The 20,261-nt window shown below is 48.8% G+C and carries 16 protein-coding genes; all 16 read left to right on the top strand.

Translation table 11 applies throughout. From position 1 onward, the window contains the following. The first annotated feature begins 242 nt into the window (after positions 1 to 242). Positions 243 to 1,433 (top strand): M14 family metallopeptidase, encoded by a 1,191-nt coding sequence (locus ABMB67_RS07270; protein ID WP_251224874.1) that lies wholly within the window; start codon positions 243 to 245, stop codon positions 1,431 to 1,433. 238 nt (positions 1,434 to 1,671) lie between these two features. Then, positions 1,672 to 2,988 (top strand): polysaccharide biosynthesis protein, encoded by a 1,317-nt coding sequence (locus ABMB67_RS07265; protein ID WP_354571531.1) that lies wholly within the window; start codon positions 1,672 to 1,674, stop codon positions 2,986 to 2,988. Positions 2,989 to 3,172: 184 nt separating this feature from the next. Next, positions 3,173 to 4,612: a PTS system trehalose-specific EIIBC component gene (gene treP, locus ABMB67_RS07260; RefSeq protein WP_251224872.1), complete on the top strand. Its 1,440-nt coding sequence runs from the start codon at positions 3,173 to 3,175 to the stop codon at positions 4,610 to 4,612. A gap of 22 nt (positions 4,613 to 4,634) precedes the next feature. Then, the gene (gene treC / locus ABMB67_RS07255) at positions 4,635 to 6,317 is read left to right on the top strand and encodes an alpha,alpha-phosphotrehalase (protein WP_354571530.1); all 1,683 of its coding nucleotides are present in this window, start codon (positions 4,635 to 4,637) and stop codon (positions 6,315 to 6,317) included. A 23-nt stretch (positions 6,318 to 6,340) separates the two neighbouring features. Then, the gene (treR, locus tag ABMB67_RS07250) at positions 6,341 to 7,057 is read left to right on the top strand and encodes a trehalose operon repressor (protein ID WP_354571529.1); all 717 of its coding nucleotides are present in this window, start codon (positions 6,341 to 6,343) and stop codon (positions 7,055 to 7,057) included. Positions 7,058 to 7,273: 216 nt separating this feature from the next. Then, a complete protein-coding gene (locus tag ABMB67_RS07245) occupies positions 7,274 to 7,747 on the top strand; it encodes a glutathione peroxidase (protein ID WP_251224869.1) in 474 nt (157 codons plus the stop codon). Between the two features lie 101 nt (positions 7,748 to 7,848). Further along, on the top strand, positions 7,849 to 8,955 hold the full coding sequence (locus ABMB67_RS07240; RefSeq protein ID WP_354571528.1) for a nitric oxide synthase oxygenase: 1,107 nt from the start codon (positions 7,849 to 7,851) through the stop codon (positions 8,953 to 8,955). Between the two features lie 173 nt (positions 8,956 to 9,128). Further along, positions 9,129 to 11,033: an ABC-F family ATP-binding cassette domain-containing protein gene (locus ABMB67_RS07235; RefSeq protein WP_354571527.1), complete on the top strand. Its 1,905-nt coding sequence runs from the start codon at positions 9,129 to 9,131 to the stop codon at positions 11,031 to 11,033. A 426-nt stretch (positions 11,034 to 11,459) separates the two neighbouring features. Further along, positions 11,460 to 12,506: a tripartite tricarboxylate transporter substrate binding protein gene (locus tag ABMB67_RS07230; RefSeq protein WP_354571526.1), complete on the top strand. Its 1,047-nt coding sequence runs from the start codon at positions 11,460 to 11,462 to the stop codon at positions 12,504 to 12,506. Between the two features lie 163 nt (positions 12,507 to 12,669). Beyond that, positions 12,670 to 13,209: a tripartite tricarboxylate transporter TctB family protein gene (locus ABMB67_RS07225; RefSeq protein WP_251194539.1), complete on the top strand. Its 540-nt coding sequence runs from the start codon at positions 12,670 to 12,672 to the stop codon at positions 13,207 to 13,209. A gap of 35 nt (positions 13,210 to 13,244) precedes the next feature. Then, complete coding sequence (locus ABMB67_RS07220) at positions 13,245 to 14,753, top strand: tripartite tricarboxylate transporter permease (protein ID WP_354571525.1); 1,509 nt, start codon at positions 13,245 to 13,247, stop codon at positions 14,751 to 14,753. A gap of 23 nt (positions 14,754 to 14,776) precedes the next feature. Beyond that, a complete protein-coding gene (locus ABMB67_RS07215) occupies positions 14,777 to 15,961 on the top strand; it encodes a CaiB/BaiF CoA transferase family protein (RefSeq protein WP_354571524.1) in 1,185 nt (394 codons plus the stop codon). A 69-nt stretch (positions 15,962 to 16,030) separates the two neighbouring features. Continuing rightward, positions 16,031 to 16,828, top strand: coding sequence for an enoyl-CoA hydratase-related protein (locus ABMB67_RS07210; protein ID WP_354571523.1), 798 nt, complete (start codon positions 16,031 to 16,033; stop codon positions 16,826 to 16,828). A gap of 173 nt (positions 16,829 to 17,001) precedes the next feature. After that, positions 17,002 to 18,399, top strand: a complete 1,398-nt coding sequence (locus ABMB67_RS07205) for a Glu/Leu/Phe/Val family dehydrogenase (protein WP_251224861.1) — start codon at positions 17,002 to 17,004, stop codon at positions 18,397 to 18,399. Positions 18,400 to 18,707: 308 nt separating this feature from the next. Further along, positions 18,708 to 19,439: a DUF3658 domain-containing protein gene (locus tag ABMB67_RS07200; RefSeq protein WP_354571522.1), complete on the top strand. Its 732-nt coding sequence runs from the start codon at positions 18,708 to 18,710 to the stop codon at positions 19,437 to 19,439. A 10-nt stretch (positions 19,440 to 19,449) separates the two neighbouring features. After that, positions 19,450 to 20,235 carry a carbon-nitrogen family hydrolase gene (locus ABMB67_RS07195; RefSeq protein ID WP_354571521.1) on the top strand — a complete coding sequence of 262 codons (786 nt, stop codon included), beginning with the start codon at positions 19,450 to 19,452 and terminating at the stop codon, positions 20,233 to 20,235. Positions 20,236 to 20,261: the final 26 nt, after the last annotated feature.

The raw sequence follows: 20,261 nt of genomic DNA, 5'->3' as shown, positions 1-20,261 counted from the left end.
GGAGACTCCTGTGGGAGAAAAAGCAACGGTGAGACCCCACAGGGCGGTAGCCCAAGGAGGCTCACCAGCTTTCCGCGGAAGGCGAAGTCTATTTCAGGAGCGACGGATTCCCCTCTTTTCATTTTTTCGGATAGTCATACGCTCATTACTTAAAAGCTGCTGAAAAAGTGTAAATCATCCTTTTTCAGCAGCTTCTGATTAAGGAGGTGCGTTCATATCTTTATAAGGAAAGGAGGCGGCGTATGGATATAACGGTACGACAGGGAGACAGCCTTTGGTATTACAGTCAGTTATTTTCGCTTTCGCTTCCGCTGCTTGTTGACGCGAACAGACATGTCGCTCCAGACCGTCTGTCAGTGGGAATGCGAATTTCAATACCAGGCTATACAATCAGCGCGTATTATGTAGCGGCCGGTGATTCCCTGTGGGCGATAGCAAACAGACTGGGTCTGCCGCTTGATCAGCTTTTTCTAGTCAATCAGCAGCTAGACGCAAACCATTTACAAATCGGTGATCGTCTTTTGATTCCGCAGCGGGTCACCGCGAAGGTTATCCAAGGAGCAAGGCCATATTGGTCGGCATCCTTGCAAAATGATTTGCGCGTCTTAACGGATGTCTATCCTTTTTTAAGAAGAGAAGTCATTGGAACAAGTGTGATGGGGAAGCCGATTGAGGAAATCCGAATTGGCTATGGCCCGAAAAAAATCCATTTTAACGGCTCCTTCCATGCTCATGAATGGATTACGACCCCTGTGCTCGTTGAATTTCTGAATGAATATGCGCTCGCGTTAACGAATCAAACCGCGATAAGAGGATTGAATATGCAGGCTTTTTATGAGGAAGTCGAGCTTTCCGTCGTGCCGCTCGTCAATCCGGACGGAGTTGATCTCGTCATTAACGGCCCGCCCGCTGAAGAGCCGTACCGCTCCAGTGTAATCGCAATGAACGGCGGGGCGACTTCCTTTTCGGGCTGGAAAGCGAATATTCGCGGTGTTGATTTGAATAATCAGTATCCGGCACGCTGGGAGATTGAAGCAGAAAGAAAACCGAGATCGCCGGCGCCGCGTGATTTTCCGGGCTACCAGCCATTAAGCGAGCCTGAGGCCATCGCCATGGCCGAGCTGACTGAAGCACGGGATTTCTGGAGAGTACTCGCGTTTCATACACAGGGCGAAGTCATTTTCTGGGGCTATCAGGGGCTTGAGCCGCCGGAAGCAGAAGGAATTGTCAATGAATTCGCCCGGGTCAGCGGCTATGAGCCGATCCGTTACGTCGATAGCTTTGCCGGCTATAAGGACTGGTTTATTCAGGAATGGCAGCGGCCGGGCTTCACCGTTGAACTTGGCAGAGGCACGAATCCCCTTCCACTGTCTCAGTATCCGTCGATTTATCAAAACGCGCTTGGCATTATGCTGGCAGCCTTATATATGTAGGAATGAGGGTGTGAAAAACATGCCGCTTATAGAGGAACCTTATTCCGTTATGAGCGGTTACACATGATCTGGCCCGTTTGTTTTTGCCTGTTAGCGGAATTTCGTTTCTATTGTCGTGAAGCGCTAAACTTGCAGAAGAGCGGAATCCTGTACTGTGAGGACTGATTTCATCTTTTTTACCATAATCCCGAGACTTGTCTCATATAAATTAGGGACAGGTTGGAGAGGGAGAGGAAAGATGACATCATTTTTTAAAGGGGCTTTACTGCTAACGATTGCCGCCTTTGCGGGCGAGTGCATTGAATTTCTTGTGAATATTGTATTGGCAAGGGAATTGGGCGAGGAAGGGCTCGGCTTATATATGTCGATATTGCCGACGATTATGTTTGTCGTAGTGCTTGCCAGTCTGGAGCTGCCGATTTCGATTTCCAAGTTTGTTGCTGAAAAGGAGCAGCTGTTTCACCGTAGTATGCTGTTGCATGCGTTGCGTTTTGCTGCGGTTTGCACGCTGATCTTTGTCGCAGTCTCCGTCTGGGTTCTGCCCCTGATTCCGGTGTTCGATCATTACCATCCGCTCGTGCCCTGGCTCTTTATTCTTTTGATTCCGCTGATCGCTTTTTCTTCAGTGGCGCGCGGCTATTTTATGGGCGCGCAGAAGATGAGCCGCATCGCGTTTGCTAACTTTTTACGGCGGGCCGCACAGCTTGTCCTTCTCTTCTTTATCTTTAATATGATGTCGTTTGCGCAGGACGTCGCCATTTTCGTTGCTTTGTGCACCTTGGTCGCCAGTGAGCTGGTCGTATTTGGCTATTTGTTTTTTGCTTTTTTGCTGCAAATGAATCTGCTGAAACGGCGGCCGCGGGCGACGCTTGACGGAAAAAAAGTGCGGCGTACGTTGCTGGAGGTTTCAGTGCCGACGACCGGACTGCGAATTTTCCACGCGGCGACGTTCGCGCTTAAGCCGTTTTTGATTAAGGAGGCGCTTGTGCGGGCCGGCATGGTCGAGGGGCTGGCGATGACCCAATATGGGAAGCTGGCGGGCGTCGCCTTTTCGATCGGTTTTTTTCCGGCTTTTATTGCGCATTCCTTGTTAATTGTCTTGATTCCGACCGTTTCGGAAGCCTATGCCAAAAGAGAGTTTGTCAGGCTGCGTTCCCTGATGCGGAAAGTGATGCTGCTGACGGCCGGGTACGGCATACCGGCTGTAATGGTGTTTTATTTTTTTGCCGAACCATTGACAAGCCTTTTTTTTGAAAATTCTCCTGCCGTCCGTTATTTGCAGCTGCTCGTACCGTATTTCCTGTTTCATTTTTTTGCGATTCCGATGCAGGCCTTTTTAATTGGCATCGGTCTTGTGAAGGAAGCTTTTGTCCATGCGCTTTATTCAACCGTTTTTTCCTTTGGAATGATGTTTGTCCTTGGCTCGATGCCAAGCATGCAAATGGACGGTGTGATACTTGGAATGAATATGGGGGCTGTGCTTTTAACGCTGATGCATTATGTGACGATTTGCGAGAAAATTAATGTCACGCTTTTGCTGCAGCAAAAGCGTTGAAGAAGAAAGAGGATTCATTCCGGATAAAGAAGGTAATGCTACTAGTAGCATGCCTTTTTTTATGCTTGACTAATTTGTATATACAAGTTAAACTGAAACCGTCATCATTCTTGTATATACAAGCTTATTGTGACGATTTCTTTTACATGCTGTGAAAACGCTTCAAATGAGAGGAGAATGAAGGATGAGTACGAATAAAGAAGCAGCAAAGGCGATTCTTGCTGCGATAGGCGGCAAGGAAAACATTGCCTCGGCCACCCATTGTGTGACGAGACTCCGTTTTGCTTTGCATGATGAAAAACAGGTTGATCAGAAGGCGCTTGAAAATATTGATGTTGTAAAAGGTTCATTTTCAACAAATGGACAGTTTCAAATCGTGATTGGACAAGGTCTTGTTGATAAAGTATATAAGGAATTAGTTGTGTTGGCGGGGATTTCAGAAGCTTCAAAGGATGAAACAAAGTCGGCCGCCGAGAAGAATCTGAATCCGATTCAGCGCGCCGTGAAAGTATTGGCTGATGTCTTTATTCCGATTCTGCCGGCGATTGTCACGGCCGGTCTGCTGATGGGGATCAATAATGTCCTGACAGGAGGAGGGATTTTCTTTGAAGGAGATACAGCGATTATTGATGTCTATCCACAATGGGCCGATTTCGCGGATATTATTCATGTTATTGCCAATACAGCGTTCACCTTCCTGCCGGCGTTAATCGGCTGGTCGGCCGTGAAGCGTTTTGGCGGTAATCCGCTGCTCGGGATTGTAATGGGACTGATTTTAGTACATCCGGCTTTGCTGAATGCGTGGGATTACGGCGCGGCGCGGGAAGCAGGCGAGATTCCAACTTGGAATTTGTTCGGTTTGGAAATCAATAAGCTCGGTTACCAGGGACAGGTGCTGCCGGTTTTCGTTGCTTCGATTATTTTGGCGAAGCTCGATGTCTTTTTGCGTAAACGGATTCCTGACTCCATCCAGCTGTTGACGGTCGCACCGATTGCTCTGCTTGTGACGAGCTTTTTAACATTTGCTCTTGTCGGCCCACTGACGTTTGCGATTGGGAATGGGATTGCAGACGGGTTCATTTGGCTGTTTGGCACACTGCCGTGGATTGCCGGTTTCTTATACGGGATTATTTACGGTCCACTTGTGATTACCGGAATGCACCATGTCTTTCTCGCGGTTGACCTGCAGCTGACAACAGGAACAGAGGCAGGTGGCACGTTCCTTTGGCCGATTCTTGCTTTATCCAATATCGCACAAGGGTCTGCCGCATTCGCGATGTATTTCCTTGTGAAGAACGCCAACTTGAAAGGTCTTTCCGGCACGGCCGGTCTTTCCGCATGGCTGGGCATTACCGAGCCTGCTCTGTTCGGGGTCAATCTTCGCTACCGTTTTCCATTCATTATGGCGATTATTAGTGCCGGGATTGCCGGAATGTTTGTGACGATCAATGGCGTGTTGGCAAATGCGGTCGGCGTAGGTGGTGTTCCGGCGTTTGTCTCGATTCGCGGCCAGGATTGGGGACCGTTTTTCATTGGGATGGCAGTCGTTATTTTGCTTCCGTTTGTGTTAACAGTCCTTTACGGCAAGCTCACGAAACCAAAGAGCTTAAAAGAAGAAGAGTGAACGAAAGAAAGGATGTTATGAAATGAAGGAATGGTGGAGGCGTTCGGTCGTCTATCAAATTTACCCGAAAAGCTTTAATGATACGACAGGCAACGGGGTTGGTGATATTCAGGGGATCATCGAAAAGCTTGATTATTTAAAAAAGCTTGGCGTCGATGTTCTCTGGCTGACGCCGATTTATGAATCACCGCAAAAGGATAATGGCTATGATATTGCCGACTATTACCGGATTCATGAGGAATATGGGACGATGGCTGATTTTGAGCGGCTGCTCAAAGAAACGCATCAACGGGGTATGAAGCTGATTATGGATTTGGTCGTGAATCACACATCGACTGAGCACCGTTGGTTTCAGGAGGCGCGGCAGTCGAAAAACAATCCATACCGAGATTTTTATATTTGGAAGAATCCTGTCGATGGAGGGGAGCCGAATAATTGGCAGTCGAAATTCGGTGGCTCCGCCTGGAAGCTTGATGAAAAGACAGGCCAGTATTATTTGCATCTGTTCGATGTGAGCCAGGCCGACCTAAACTGGGAAAATGAGAAAGTACGAAACGCAGTGTATGAGATGATGCACTTCTGGTTTGAAAAAGGGATTGACGGCTTCCGGCTGGACGTCATTAATCTCATTTCAAAGGATCAGCGTTTTCCTAATGATGATGGCAGCGAACCACCCGGTGACGGGCGTAAATTTTATACTGACGGGCCGCGGGTTCATGAATATCTCCACGAGATGAACAGGGAAGTGCTGGCGAAGTATGACAGCATGACCGTCGGCGAAATGTCCTCGACGTCGATTGACGCTTGTGTCAAGTATTCAAAGCCGGAGCGGCAGGAGCTGAGTATGACGTTCAACTTCCATCATTTGAAGGTCGATTACCCGAATGGGGAGAAATGGGCGCTCGCTGATTTTGACTTTCTCGCGCTGAAGCGCATTCTCTCAACATGGCAGGTGGAAATGAATAAAGGTGGAGGCTGGAATGCGTTGTTCTGGTGCAATCATGACCAGCCGCGTGTCGTGACCCGCTATGGCGATGACCGGACGTACCACCGGCAATCGGCGAAAATGCTGGCAACGACGATTCATTTGATGCAGGGGACGCCGTATATTTATCAAGGGGAAGAGTTTGGCATGACCGATCCGGGCTTTGAGCGGATCGAAGACTATCGGGATGTCGAAACGGTGAACTTTTACCGGATTATGAAGGAAAAAGGGATTGCTGAAGAGAGGATCATGGAGATCATTAAGCGGAAATCGCGTGACAATTCACGGACGCCGGTCCAGTGGGATGACTCGCCAAATGCCGGCTTTACGACAGGAACCCCGTGGATCGGGGTGGCGCCGAATTACAAGACGATCAATGCCGAACAGGCGGTGGCTGATCCGGATTCCATCTTTTATCATTATCAAAAGCTAATTCAGCTGCGGAAAGAGTATGATGTGATGACGGATGGCGATTATCGACTGAGATGTGCTGATGATGAGCAATTGTTTGTTTTTGAGCGAAATAGCCAAAACGAGGCGCTGCTCGTGATCAACAATTTTTACGGGAAAGAGGGGACGCTCGATTTGCCTGAGCAGTGGCAACGTTTTGTTGGCCGGGAAAAGCTGATTTTATCGAATTATCCTGATCAGCCGCAATTTGCAGAAAAAATTAGCCTCCGCCCTTATGAGTCTCTCGTTTATCATGTGACAGAAACGTGATACAGTTAGACTAGGTGATAGACATGATCAGAAACAAGTTTCGAATGATTTACGATGAATTAGTTGAAAAAATACAGGCCGGAGAGCTGAAGGCCAATACGCTGCTCCCCTCGGAAAACGAACTTGCCGAAGAGTATCAGGCGTCACGGGAAACGATTCGCAAGGCGCTAAAGCTGTTGTCGGAGCACGGCTATATTCAGAAAATGCAGGGCAAAGGCTCGATGGTGCTTGATATTACGAAAATCAACTTTCCGATTTCAGGCCTCGTCAGCTTTCAGGAGCTTGCCGATAAAATGGGGGCACGGACGCGAACCGACGTAGTGGAAGTGAAAAAGGACGTCATGACGCCTGATATTCAGGAGCAGTTTCAATTAACGGCCCCCGAGCCGTGCTGGCATGTGCAGCGGGTCCGAGAGATCGACCGCGAACGGATTATTCTCGATCACGATTATTTGCTTGCTTCTCTTATTCCGAATCTGACTGAAGAGGCATGTGCCACTTCATTGTACGCCTATTTAGAAAAAGAGCTTGGTTTGGATATCAGCTTTGCGAAAAAGGAAATTACGGTGGAAGCGCCGACTGACGAGGATAAGGCACTGCTTGATTTAGAAGACTACAACATGATCGTAGTCGTAAGAAGCCAAGTTTATTTAGATGATGCGACGCTTTTTCAATATACCGAATCGCGTCACAGGCCGGATAAGTTCCGTTTTGTTGATTTTGCAAGACGAAAGCATTAACAGATAGAGCTTGAGACAAAACTAGCTTTGGACCTACTGGCAATGGCTTCACACGCCACAAGCCCGTTGTGAGAAACCCACTCACAACGGGCTTTAAAAGATCGTGGCGGTTCCGCTCATTGCTTAGAGAGGCTGGGAAAAAGGTAAAAAACAACCTTTTGTCCCAGCCTCTATTGACTGTTATACTGGTTATAAAGAAACGAAGGAGGCCTGAAGATGAGTGTGTATCAGTTTACCGTTCAATCGCCGAAGGGGGAAGAGGTGTCACTTGAAGCATACAGCGGCAAGGTGCTGTTGATCGTCAACACCGCGACAAAATGCGGGCTGGCCCCTCAATTCAAAGGACTTGAAAAGCTGTATCAGGATTATCGTGATCAAGGCTTCGTAGTGCTCGGTTTTCCATGTAACCAATTTATGAATCAGGAGCCTGTCAGCAATGAGGAGATGGAGACGGTCTGTGAGCGTGATTTTGGGGTGACCTTTCCGTTGTTTGCCAAAATTAACGTCAACGGGCCGGACGCCCACCCATTGTACAAGTTTTTGAAGCAGGAGAAAAAGGGTGTTCTCAGTCCGGAAATCAAATGGAACTTCACGAAATTTTTAGTCGACCAAAATGGACAAGTCGTTGAACGGTTTGGACCGAACGTTGAACCGGCCAAACTGGAGGAAGCGATTAAAGAGCTGCTGTGAACAGAGGCGAAGGAAAAGAGGGCACTGGACGAAGGCGACAACAGCCTTGTTCAGTGCCCTTGATGCAATCGTAGCGGGTAAAGGATGACGAGGTGAAACGAATGAGTGCAGATCAAATGGTGACAGAAGCCCGGGAGTTTATCCAGGCATGCTACGCCGAGCTGGGCAAGCCGGAAAGCGAAGCGGGAGCAAGAATCAGAATGATTGAGGAACAAATAAAGGAAACGGGAAGCTATGAGCATACAGAAGAAGAGCTGAAGCATGGAGCACGGATGGCGTGGCGTAACAGCAATCGCTGCATCGGCCGTTTTTTCTGGGATACGCTTCATGTTTTTGATGCACGCGGCTTGAAGACGGAGGCGGAAATAGCCGAGGCGCTTTTTCGCCATTTGATGTATGCGACCAATGGTGGCAAGGTCATTCCGGTGATCACGGTTTTTGATCCGGCTAAACATGGCCAAAGACAGGTTCGGATTTGGAATCATCAGCTGATCCGCTACGCCGGCTATGAAACCCCGGACGGGATCATCGGCGATCCGGCTTCGGTCGCCTTGACTTCATACTGCCAGTCGCTCGGCTGGGAGGGGGAAAAGACACCGTTTGATGTCCTCCCGCTTGTGATACAAGTAGAGAATCGGAAGCCGCAATGGTTTGCGATTCCTGATCACTGCCTTGTTGAAGTGGACATTGAGCATCCGGAGATTGAATCGTTTCGCCAACTGCAGCTGAAATGGTATGCCGTTCCTTTTATTGCCGATATGAAGCTGGACCTCGGCGGGCTGAGTTATACAGCGGCGCCTTTTAACGGCTGGTATATGGGGACGGAAATCGGCGCGCGGAATTTTGCCGACGAATTTCGCTATAATATGCTGCCGAAAGTGGCGGCCTGTCTCGGGCTTGATACGGCAAAGGACAGCACACTTTGGAAGGACCGGGCGTTGACGGAATTAAATATCGCCGTGCTTCATTCCTATAAAGCGGCAGGAGTCAGCATTGTCGATCACCATACGGCAGCGAAGCAATTTAAACATTTTACGGAGAAGGAACAGGAAAGCGGAAGAGAGGTGACCGGAAAATGGTCCTGGCTCATTCCGCCGCTTTCGCCGGCTGCGACTCATATTTTCCACACCGAATACGATGATACGGTGAAGAAGCCTAATTACTTTTACCAGGAGCCTTTCCTGCCAACTTCCTTTAAGGTAAGATGAGGCCACCATGGAAACACTTTCTTTTTAGAGGAGTAATGGCTCCGCGTGCCCTGCTTCGAGAAGCCACTCTTCAAAATTAGAAAACAGCTTCGCTCATTACTAAAAAGCTGCTGGAACTTTTTCAACAGCTTCGGTAAGATGAGAGGTGAGATTAAGAGATTGGACGTGAATCTATGCTGCAAGTTGAGGAAATAACGAAGACGTATGGCGACAAGACATTATTTCAGCAGATCTCCTTTACAGTTGCCGAAAAGCAGCGAATCGGATTAATCGGTGTTAATGGAACCGGTAAATCAACACTTTTAAAAATATTGGCCGGTGTGGAATCGGCTGATCAAGGAAAGCTGATTCATCCAAATGCTTATCATATTGAATATTTGCCGCAGCAGCCTGAGGTAGATGAAGAGATGACGGTGCTGGAGCATATTTATTACGGCGATTCGGCGATCATGGTCGCGATGAGAGCCTATGAGGAAAGCTTGCTAGCGTTTGAAAAGCATCCGCAGGACAGCCGCTATCAGGCGCAATATATGAAGTGCCAGCAGCAGATGGAGGAGCTTCAGGCATGGGAAGCGAATACGGTAGCGAAAACGATCTTAATGAAGCTTGGGATTCGCGATTTCACAGCGCGGCTTGGAGCGCTTTCCGGCGGTCAGAAAAAACGGGTCGCGATTGCAAAAGCGTTAATTCAGCCGGCTGATCTGCTGTTGCTGGATGAGCCGACGAACCATCTCGACCACGAAACGATCGAGTGGCTGGAGGGGTATTTGGCCGGCTATAAAGGGTCAATTATGCTGATTACGCATGATCGCTATTTTTTGAACCGCGTTACGAACCAAATTTATGAATTGGACCAAGGCCGCCTCTTTGTCTATGCCGGCAACTATGAAGTGTTTTTAGAGAAAAAGGCGGAACGTGAGCTGCTTGAAGCAGGCCAGGAGCAGAAACGGCAAAACTTGCTGAGACGTGAGCTTGCCTGGCTGAAGCGGGGCGCAAAGGCGAGAACGACGAAGCAGAAAGCACGGATTCAGCGGGTTGAGGAGTTACAGGAGCAGGAGCGGCCGGCGTCGAAAAGTGAGTTTGATTTCGCGATCGGTTCCAAACGTCTCGGCAATGATGTGATCGAACTGAAGCAGGTGAACAAAAGCTACGATGGCCGCCAGTTGATCAGTCAGCTCGACTACTTAATTGTTCCAGGGGAACGATTGGGGATCGTAGGCCCGAATGGCAGCGGCAAAACGACATTGCTAAACCTGCTCGCCGGCCGGGTCGAGCCTGACGCGGGGACGATTTCGATCGGTGAAACGGTCAGAATCGGCTATTACACGCAGGAGGACGCGGAAATCAACGGAGAGCTGCGGGTGATTGATTATATTAAGGAAGTCGCTGAAGTCGTGTATACGAAAAGCGGCGAAGCGATTACGGCGGAACAGATGCTGGAGCGTTTCTTATTTTCCCGTGCTGCGCAATGGACGTATATTCGCCGTCTGTCGGGCGGTGAAAAGCGCCGCCTGTATTTGCTGCGCATCCTGATGGCAGAGCCCAATGTGCTCTTTCTTGATGAGCCGACAAATGATTTAGATACGCAAACATTGTCCGTATTGGAGGACTACCTCGATCAATTTCCTGGAGTCGTGCTGACCGTTTCCCATGATCGTTACTTTTTGGACCGGGTTGTCGATCATTTACTCGTATTTACAGAAGACGGAGACATTCAACGCTTTCAGGGCCATTACAGCGACTATTTGAACTGGCAAAAAAACGAGAGCGACGAAGCAAAGGAAGTCATAAAGGAAAAGGCGGCACAGCAGCGGGTCAAGCCGGTGAAGAAAAAGCTTTCGTACAAGGAGCAGAAGGACTGGGAGCAAATCGAGGACAGGATTAGCGAGCTTGAGGAGCGGAAGGATGAGCTTGAGCAGCAAATTGTAAAAGCAGGCAGCGATTATGGCCGCATCCAGGAAATCATGCAGGAAAAGGAAGCGGTCGATCTCGAGCTTGAAAGCGCGGTGGAGCGCTGGACGGAATTATCCCTGCTCATTGAAGAAATCGAAAAAGAGAAAGAAGAACGGCTTAGCTAAAGATCCGGGGCTTGGCAAAAGGTAGTTTTTTTTACCTGATGCCAAGCCTCTTATTTTTTGCTGAGAAAAAATAATATTTTCGCTCGGCGGACCGACTGCAGGTGCTGTCGCTGTCTGTTAGCTAAAAAAGAGAAAAGTCGAACGGTGAATAAGAGATAACAGGGATGCTGTCGAAATGGCGTTTGTTTGTCTCTGAAGGTCAGAAAATGACGCCGCTGATGACGGTGGAACGCATATTGACAAGACTTGAACGATCATAATACAATTCATTCAGGTTTTTTCAAAATACAGAAAAATGAAATTATTCAGTTATCATTTGCTATTTTTGAAAACGCTTACTTATAGAAGCGGAACGGAGGTGCGACGAGCGGTCAGCTGAGAAAGTGTTTTCAAAGTCTACTATACTTTTTAAAGGGGGAAGTCCGTGTGAAGAAGAATAGTCTTGTTTTATTTGTACTATCGTTAGCGCTATTGTTGGGCTTGGCTGCTTGTGGTGGAGAAGAAACGGCAACAGATGATCCGGCACAGGAGGAAGGTCCGGCGGAACAGGAGGAGGAAGAAGCAGAGGACGATGCAAGCGGTGAAGCGGTAGACTACCCGACAAGAAACATTGATATCGTAAACGGCTGGGGCGCAGGAGGGGGAACAGACCTTTTCTCCCGGGCAGTGGCTCAGGAGCTGCAGGACATTCTTGGTGTGAGTGTAAATGTCATTAATCAGCCAGGTTCCTCAGGCGCGATTGGGACGGATTATTATATGAACACCCCAGCTGACGGCTATACCCTCTATGCTATTTCAGCTTATACGTTGAGCGTTGCCAGCGGAAATACGCCACATGGACTTGAAAACTTCAGAGCGCTTGCCCGTTTCCAGGCTGACACGACGACGGTTCAGACGCTGGCTAATGGCGAATTGAATACATGGGAGAAGTTTGTTGAAGCGGCGAAAGCGAATCCGGGCGGTATTTCTGTCGGGGGGACAGGCGTTGGAGCGACGGACGAGCTATTTGCCCGTCAAATGGAGCAGGCGGTCGGAATCGAATTAAACTATGTCGGATTTGATGATGCCGGCTCGATGCACGCTGCGCTTCTCGGCGGTCATATTGATGCGATGATGGAAGAACCTGGGCCGACGATTTCCTACTTGGAAAGTGGAGAAATGGTGATGCTCAATGCCTGGGTAGAAGAGCGGCTTGACGCATTCCCTGATGTGCCGACGACAGCGGAGCTTGGCTATCCGGAATTAACGGATGCGGTGACGCGAGGTCTGATTATTCACGCCGATGTGGACGATGCGATTGTTGATATTTTAGTCGATGCTCTCGAAGAAGCGTATCAATCAGAGCGCTATCAGGAATACGCAGAAAGCTCTTATTTGCATATTAATGAGGGCTGGCTTGGACCGGATGAATTTTATCAGAAAATGCAGGAGCAGATTGATCTTTATACTGAGATTTTGGAAAGCATGGGGTAAGAAGAGCTTGTCTACGAAAAGCTCGATTCCACCCTGTTAGGATAGCTGTGGTTCGCTGCTCGCTTAGAGAGGAGAACCCTGCTCCTCTCTGGGCTATTTAAAAATCCAGCAACTGTGCGCCCGGCTATGAGGTAAGCTTAATGACGATTGAAGGAGGTAGCTCATGAGGTCGAATCTGGTCATTTCCATCATCGGGATTGCATTTTCAGCATTTTTTCTTTATCAATCTACGATTCTGCCGATTCCGCAACGAAACATTATTATCGGTCCTGAATTTTGGCCGATCATATTGACAGTGGCGATGCTGATTGTGAGTGTCTCACTGCTGATTAAGACACTGCTGTCAGCGAAGAAAGAACCTGCCGCTGAATCAAGCGTTGAAGAAACGGCGCTGCTAAATGAAGAGGTGGCAAAGGAAGTGGAAATCGACGAGCCTGAGATCGCCTATCCAAACCGGATGTGGATGATTATTTTAGCCGTCGCACTCTATATTGCTCTTGTAGGGCTTGTCGGATTTATTATAACGACTGTCGTTTTCCTTTTTGCTGCATCCTGGATCCTAGGTCTGAAAAAGTGGATCTCCCTGACGTTAACCTCTGTGCTTAGCACAGCAGGCCTCGTCTTGATCTTCACCTTCTTTCTGACTCTTCCTTTACCGCGAGGAGTAGGGATCTTTAGAGAGCTGAGCTTTCTCTTTTATTAACGAGAGAGAAACTATTAGAAAAAGGAGGCTAATCAATGATTGAAGGACTACTTGCCGGCATTTCGAGCGTCATTGTGCCGATTCACTTTTTTGCCCTGTTTCTCGGCGTCTTTCTCGGATTTATAGGAGGGGCGACACCCGGCATCAGCGGGACGATGCTCGTCATCATTCTGATCCCGATCACCTATGGCATGAGTCCGTCGGCGGCCTTTCTGATGCTGACGGCGATCTATGCGTCTTCTGTCTTCTCCGGGTCGATTAGCGCGATTCTTTTCCGGACACCAGGCACGCCGGAAGCGGTTTGTACCGTATTCGACGGCTATCCGATGGCAAAGCGCGGAGAGGCGGGAAAGGCGCTCGGGATTGCGATTTTCAGTTCAGCCGCCGGCGGATTAATCGGGACGATCTTCCTCATTACGCTTACGCCGGTATTGGCGAAGGTGGCGCTGACGTTTTCCTCGGCTGAATATTTTGCGATCGCCTTACTCGGTTTGACCGTCGTCGCCTCGTTAAGCAACGGCAAGCTGCTTTTAGGGGCGTTAGGAGTTTTATTTGGCCTGTTTATTGCGACTGTCGGGATCGACCCGATGTCAGGCGTTTCCCGTTTTAATTTCGATTCTGTTCAGCTTAATGGCGGTATTCCGTTTATCCCGATTTTAATCGGTTTGTTTGCGATGTCGGAAATCATCAGGAAATCGCAGGAGGATCACGCGATTAAACATAAAATCAAGAATGTCAGCTCGAAGCTGCCTGATCTTGCCCTGATGCGGACAATTGCCGGGACGATCGGCAGGTCCTCACTGATTGGCACCTTTGTCGGCATTCTTCCCGGGGCAGGGGCGACGACGGCGGCGATGCTGAGCTACAGTGAATCGGTACGCTGGTCAAAAACGCCTGAAAAATTTGGCACCGGGATAGCGGAAGGAATTGCTGCGCCGGAATCAGGGAATAACGCCGGTGCGATGGGGGCGATTGTTCCGTTGTTGGCTCTCGGGATCCCGGGGAGTGCGACGACAGCGGTCATTTTAGGCGCCTTTATTTTGCATGGGATTCAGCCCGGGCCGATGCTGATCGTTCAGCAGGCCGAGCTCGTCTATACGATTTTTGTCGGCTTGCTTGTCGCGATCTTATTCATTCTCATTTTAGCGAAGCCGTTTATCTCGATTTTTGCGCAAACGATGAAAGTACCTTATACTATAATGGGGCCAATTATCATTCTTTTCTGTATAATCGGAACATTCGCGGTCAGAAACTCGATCTTTGACATTTGGGTGATGCTCGTTTTCGGAGTGATCGGTTATTTTCTGGAGAAAATTAAATTTCCGGTCGCGCCAATTGTGCTTGGTGTTGTGTTAGGCCCCTTGGCGGAAGAAGAATTCCGGAGAGCGGTTCAAATGGCGGGTGGAGATTTCATGGTCTTTTTGACAAGGCCGATTAGCGGTACCTTAATTGCGATAGCGGTTATTTTGCTGCTGCTTCCTCTTATCAAAAAGCTCTTTAAACTGCTGAGCTCAAGTAATAAGGGAGGTTCCGTTGGCGCCTAAATTTTTTTTGAGGAGGGTATGCAATGGGTTCATTGGATGGTGTCAGAGTAATTGATTTAACACATGCATTGGCTGGACCATATTGTACGATGCTTTTAGGACAGATGGGAGCCGAGGTGATTAAAGTAGAAAAATATCCTGATGGGGATATGATTCGTGACCAGGGTCCTTATATTAACGGCGAAAGCTATGGCTTTATGATGGCAAATTTGAATAAAAAGGGAGTTCGACTTAATTTAAAAACGGAAAAAGGCGTTGAGCTGTTTTATAAGCTGATTGAGACGGCTGACGTCGTTGTCGAAAACTTCCGTCCCGGTGTGACAAAAAAGCTCGGGATCGACTATGAAACATTGAAAGCAAAAAAGCCTGACCTGATCTATTGCTCCATTACCGGCTATGGCCAAACCGGCCCTTACAGTCAAAAGGGCGGCTTTGACATCATGGCCCAGGGACTGTCGGGCATCATGTCGATGACAGGGGAAAAAGGCGGAGCTCCGGCCAAGGTCGGAATTGCGATCCACGATATCGCCGGAGGGGTAACGGCGATGTACAATATTCTGTCCGCCTATATCCACCGCTTGAAAAAGGGCGAAGGACAATATATCGATGTTTCTTTAGTTGATTCAGGCCTTGCCTGGACCGTGTGGGAAGCTGCCGGTTATTTCGGTGCGGGGGAAGTACCACGACCGAATGGCTCGCGTCACCGGGTGAACGCTCCGTATCAGGGAATCAAAACGAAGGACGGTTATGTGTTAGTCGGTGCGGCGAATCAGCGTCTATGGGAGAAGTTTTGCCAGTCCGTCATTCACCGGCCTGAACTAATTGAAGATCCGCGCTTCAATACAAATGATAATCGGATTAAGCATGTTGATGAGCTTGAACAGATTTTGGAGGACATTCTCATGACGCAGCCGACGGATTACTGGGTCGAGGAGATGGGCAAAGCCGGCGTTCCGGGTGGACCTATTCTGTCTTATGATGAAACGCTGGCGAATGAGCACATCCTTGCAAGGGGCATGATCCAGGAGATTGAGCATCCGACGGCCGGTACGATTAAAGTACTCGGAATTCCGGGGAAGGCGACAGAAAGCCCGGGCCAGCTTACAAGACCGGCACCGACGCTTGGGCAGCATACGGAGGAGATTTTGCAGGAATTGGAGCTGACCGCCGAAGAAATTGCTTCTTTAAAAGAGGAAGAAATCATTTAATGGCTGTCTGAGGCGAAAAAAGTAAGCGCTCTCGTACTGTCAGTAGACGAGTTGTAAGGAGGAAAGGCAATGGCCAAAGTGGAAAATAAGCCTGATGTGTTTGTCGAGAAAAACGGAGGAATTGCGACGCTGTTTCTGAATCGTCCGGAAAAGAGAAATGCCTTTCACTTTGCGATGTGGCAGGATATCGGGAAATATGTGCGGGAGCTTGAGGAAGATGATGATGTCAAGGTGCTGATTATCCGCGGCGTCGATGAAACCTCCTTTGCCGCCGGAGCTGATATTAGTGAATTTAAAACGCTTCGTTACACGGCTGAAGGAGCAAAGAAATACAATGATGAAACTATGGCGATGGAAGAGATTTTGCTGGGCTGCACAAAGCCGACGATCGCGATGATTCAGCGCTATTGTGTCGGCGGCGGGCTGGAGCTGGCGATGGCCTGCGATTTGCGCTTTAGCTCGGAGACGGGGTTGTTCGCGATTACACCGGCGAAGTTGGGCCTTATTTACAACCTGAAACCGACGAAACGACTCGTGGATTTAGTCGGTCCGGCAAGAGCGAAGGATATTTTATTCTCAGGTAGGATCCTGGATGCAAAAGAAGCCTATGAATTTCGTTTAATTGACCGCGTCTATACGGAAGAAGAAATCATCGAAAAGACGTATGAATACGCCGCTCTACTGACAGAAAGAGCGCAACGAGCGGTAAAAGGCTCGAAACGAATCATTAATGAAGTCGTAGGTGGAGCGCAAGAAGAGTCCGAGGAAATCGCCCAATTGATTTTGGATTCGTTTGAATCAAGCGATTACAAGGAAGGCGTGAAAGCATTCCAGGAAAAACGAAAGCCGGTATTTAAAGAAGTGTAAAAGAAAAGGGTGTATCCAGGCGAGGTAAAGAGGCTGTGATACACCCTTTTTTGAAGGAGAAAAGCAGCTGCGCGGTTTCTTATTGGTAAAAACGGTAAACATGCAGGAATGTTTTGCGTGAAACCAGAAGAGGTATATGAACGTATATCGTGTAATAAAAGGGAGGGTGAATCATGGAAAAAAAAGAAACAAGGGCACTGATCGAGACCGTTATGGAACAATTGGCGGAGAAGGTTGGATTTCTCGGCATTGAGGATGAAGAAAGTCGCCGTCGTATTTGTTCTTCGGCCAAGGAAATTTTGAAGACGACCGATAAAGTCATCAAAAGTTACATACGAGTTTCAACTGAAAAAAATGGCATTACCCGGATTCCTGCTTACCGGGTTCAGCATAACAACATTAGCGGATTTTACAAGGGAGGCATCCGCTTTAGCGAGTTTGTCAACGAGGAAGAGGTTGAGAACCTGGCGATTTTAATGACGTTAAAGAATGCGCTTCATCGTTTGCCTTTTGGCGGAGCAAAAGGCGGGGTTCATGTAGACCCGCGGAAATACTCGGAGCGTGAATTAAATTTAATCAGCAAAAAATACGTGCAGCGGTTCGCGCGCGATATTGGGCCAAATCACGACATTCCGGCTCCCGATTTAGGGACAAATGAGAAAGTGATTGACTGGATGGTCGGTGAATATAAAACGATTAACCCTGGCGAGCCGTACCTCGGCTCCTTTACAGGAAAAAGTGTCGCCAACGGAGGCGCCAAGGGGCGGCGTGAGGCAACAGGAAAAGGGACGTTTCTCAGTTATTCATGGCTGCTCAATGAGTGGATGAAGCAATATGCTGATGAGAAAGCGGTCAATCGTACGAAGCAGTGGCAGACGTTGCAGGCATTCCAGGAAGAAATCAGCCAAGGGAAGGAAATTGCCGTCGCGGTGCAGGGATTTGGAAATGTCGGCAGCGTCGCCGCTTTGGAAGCCTACCGCTATCAGGCGATTCCTCACAAAGTCGTCGCCGTATCTGATCGTTTTACGACATTGTATCATGAGCAAGGGCTTGATATTGAAAAGCTGGTTAGCTATACGGCAAAAGGCCATGATTTACCATCCAATCAGGAACAATTGCTGGCGGCGGGAATTGAAGCCGATGTCATGCCGGCGATTGAAGTATTAACCGTGCCGACAGATGTGCTGATTCTCGCCGCTGTTGAGGATGTCATCAATCAGAACAACATGGATAAGATTCAGGCGCGCATTTTAGTAGAGGGAGCCAATGCGCCGATTTCGCAGGAGGCTGATTTGTTTTTTGAAGAGCAGGGAACGGTTGTCATTCCCGATATTTTGGCAAATGCCGGCGGCGTCATTGTCTCCTATCTGGAGTGGAAACAAAGCCGGGTGACCGAGCTGTACTCGGAACATGATATTTATGCCGACATGTCGGCTCAGATGATTGAAACGCTGCAGGCCGTATATGAAGCCTACTTCTCATCCGTGGAAAAGACGATGCGCTTCACCTGCTTTACTCTTTCTTTGGCAAGGCTGACAGATTTGCTCTACCGTCACGGCAAGCTGTATTAATAGGTAACGAGGCTGTGCAAAAGTCGAATCCGGCTTTTTGCACAGCCTTTTTCAATGGGAAGAGTCGCGGAAGAGCAAAAAATTTCGGGGTAATTCGAGGAGGGGCGTCGGCTTCGGACGTTACACGGATGTCTGAAAGAAGGACGTTTTCAGACATCCTTAAAAGACTGTAACGGCTCCGCCCGCCGCTTTAAAGAAAAACGCCAATGGCGTTTTTCTTATGCTATATTTTCGGCGGGTGCTGCGTATAGATGAAGAGAGTTGCTGTAAATGGCAGAAATCGTTTTTAGAAGAGAAAGGGGATTGTGATGCTGCATATTGTATTCTCATATTCTGCTGAAAAAATGGTGAGACACGCCTTGAAGGGCAAGGAGGGGCCTTTTGCGGGGGACGTCCTCTCCTATGAGCCGCAGCTGCAGCTCGGCGATCTGCAGGATGATAGGAAACGTTTTCGGAAATGGGTGGATGTTTATCAGGTGCCGGGCTCCGATGAGGAGATGGCGATGTTCATCAAGGCGCTGAGACAGGCGGAGCAGAACGTGATTGAGGCGCTTAGGAAAGAAAAGGAGGCGATTTTTTGGGTTGGAGAAACAGCCGGCGATGAACTGGCCTTTTTACGTCTGACCACTCTGCTGGAGGAAGAGATTGCCTTGCTCATGCTCAAACGGATGAGAGGGAGGCTGTCGGCGAAGGATCTTGAAGATGTTGAGCCTGTTGTTTTAACGGAAGAAACATTGGGGCAGTACCGGGAAAAATGGCAGGAGATCAGTAAACAGGGGGACAGGCTGCGCATCAGACGCGGGAACTTCGCTTACGATTTCGTCGAGGATTCTGTTTATGATGAGCAATTGCTCGCCCTGCTGCCGGATGAAGAGCCGGTCAGGCTTGTCGTTGTAGCCGGAGAACTGTACAGTAAAGCTCCTCACCTCCCTTATTATTTTTTTATTTGGAGAATTGATTGCTTAAAGAAAACAGGAATTATCGGGGTCGAAGGCGAAGAAAAAGGGATAAAGACTATGTCAATTAAACGACTAAAGTGAGGGCGTAAAGATGAAAATGGCACTGTATCAAATGGAAATCATCCCGGGAAACCCTGGAGCAAATAGAGAGAAAGTGAGACGGTGGGCGCATGATGTCATGCAAAAGGAGCAGCCTGAATTATTAGTTCTACCGGAAATGTGGACAACGGCCTACACGCTGGAGAGTCTGTCGGACATTTTAACGGAAGACGGAGATCAGACGGAACCGTTTTTGCAGGAGCTCGCTTCCTCCCTTCACGTACCGATTGTCGCCGGCTCGATCGCCGTAAAAGAGGAGGAGCAAATATTCAACCGGGCTTTCGTGATCAATGAGCAGGGACAAACGGTTTATCACTATGACAAAATTCACCTCGTTCCGATGCTCGATGAGCCAAACTATTTAACAGGTGGACGGAATCCGGTAAAGGTATTTGAAGTGACAGGGCGTAAAATGGGGCTTGTCATCTGCTATGACCTGCGCTTCCCTGAATTGTTCCGCTCGCTTGCTTTGCAAGGAGCGGAAGTGATCTTCGTCCTCGCCGAATGGCCGATGGCCCGCATCCACCATTGGGAGGTGCTGCAACAGGCGCGGGCGATCGAGAACCAGGTGTTCATCGTCAGCTGCAATTGCGTCAACAGCTACGATGGAGTAGAATTTGCCGGAACGTCGCTGGCGATCAACCCGTGGGGCGAGATCGTCGTCAAAGGAAGCAAAGCCGAAGAAGAAACGATTACGGCCACTATCCCGCTTCATGAAACAGCGCGCATCCGCAAGGAGGTCCCGGTCTTTTCCAGCAGGGTGCCGGAGTTGTATTAAACCAGCTAAGAGTCTTGGCTGGTTTT

Source organism: Halalkalibacter oceani (assembly GCF_040544555.1).
GTDB classification, from domain to species: domain Bacteria; phylum Bacillota; class Bacilli; order Bacillales; family Bacillaceae_D; genus Halalkalibacter; species Halalkalibacter oceani.
Note: the sequence above shows the minus strand (reverse complement) of the source record. Positions and strands in the feature narration are given on the sequence as shown.

Coding starts and splice junctions, on each gene's coding strand:
- ABMB67_RS07270 (WP_251224874.1), top strand. CDS start 243: ATGGATATAACGGTACGACAGGGAGACAGCCTTTGGTATTACAGTCAG.
- ABMB67_RS07265 (WP_354571531.1), top strand. CDS start 1,672: ATGACATCATTTTTTAAAGGGGCTTTACTGCTAACGATTGCCGCCTTT.
- treP (WP_251224872.1), top strand. CDS start 3,173: ATGAGTACGAATAAAGAAGCAGCAAAGGCGATTCTTGCTGCGATAGGC.
- treC (WP_354571530.1), top strand. CDS start 4,635: ATGAAGGAATGGTGGAGGCGTTCGGTCGTCTATCAAATTTACCCGAAA.
- treR (WP_354571529.1), top strand. CDS start 6,341: ATGATCAGAAACAAGTTTCGAATGATTTACGATGAATTAGTTGAAAAA.
- ABMB67_RS07245 (WP_251224869.1), top strand. CDS start 7,274: ATGAGTGTGTATCAGTTTACCGTTCAATCGCCGAAGGGGGAAGAGGTG.
- ABMB67_RS07240 (WP_354571528.1), top strand. CDS start 7,849: ATGAGTGCAGATCAAATGGTGACAGAAGCCCGGGAGTTTATCCAGGCA.
- ABMB67_RS07235 (WP_354571527.1), top strand. CDS start 9,129: ATGCTGCAAGTTGAGGAAATAACGAAGACGTATGGCGACAAGACATTA.
- ABMB67_RS07225 (WP_251194539.1), top strand. CDS start 12,670: ATGAGGTCGAATCTGGTCATTTCCATCATCGGGATTGCATTTTCAGCA.
- ABMB67_RS07220 (WP_354571525.1), top strand. CDS start 13,245: ATGATTGAAGGACTACTTGCCGGCATTTCGAGCGTCATTGTGCCGATT.
- ABMB67_RS07215 (WP_354571524.1), top strand. CDS start 14,777: ATGGGTTCATTGGATGGTGTCAGAGTAATTGATTTAACACATGCATTG.
- ABMB67_RS07210 (WP_354571523.1), top strand. CDS start 16,031: ATGGCCAAAGTGGAAAATAAGCCTGATGTGTTTGTCGAGAAAAACGGA.
- ABMB67_RS07205 (WP_251224861.1), top strand. CDS start 17,002: ATGGAAAAAAAAGAAACAAGGGCACTGATCGAGACCGTTATGGAACAA.
- ABMB67_RS07200 (WP_354571522.1), top strand. CDS start 18,708: ATGCTGCATATTGTATTCTCATATTCTGCTGAAAAAATGGTGAGACAC.
- ABMB67_RS07195 (WP_354571521.1), top strand. CDS start 19,450: ATGAAAATGGCACTGTATCAAATGGAAATCATCCCGGGAAACCCTGGA.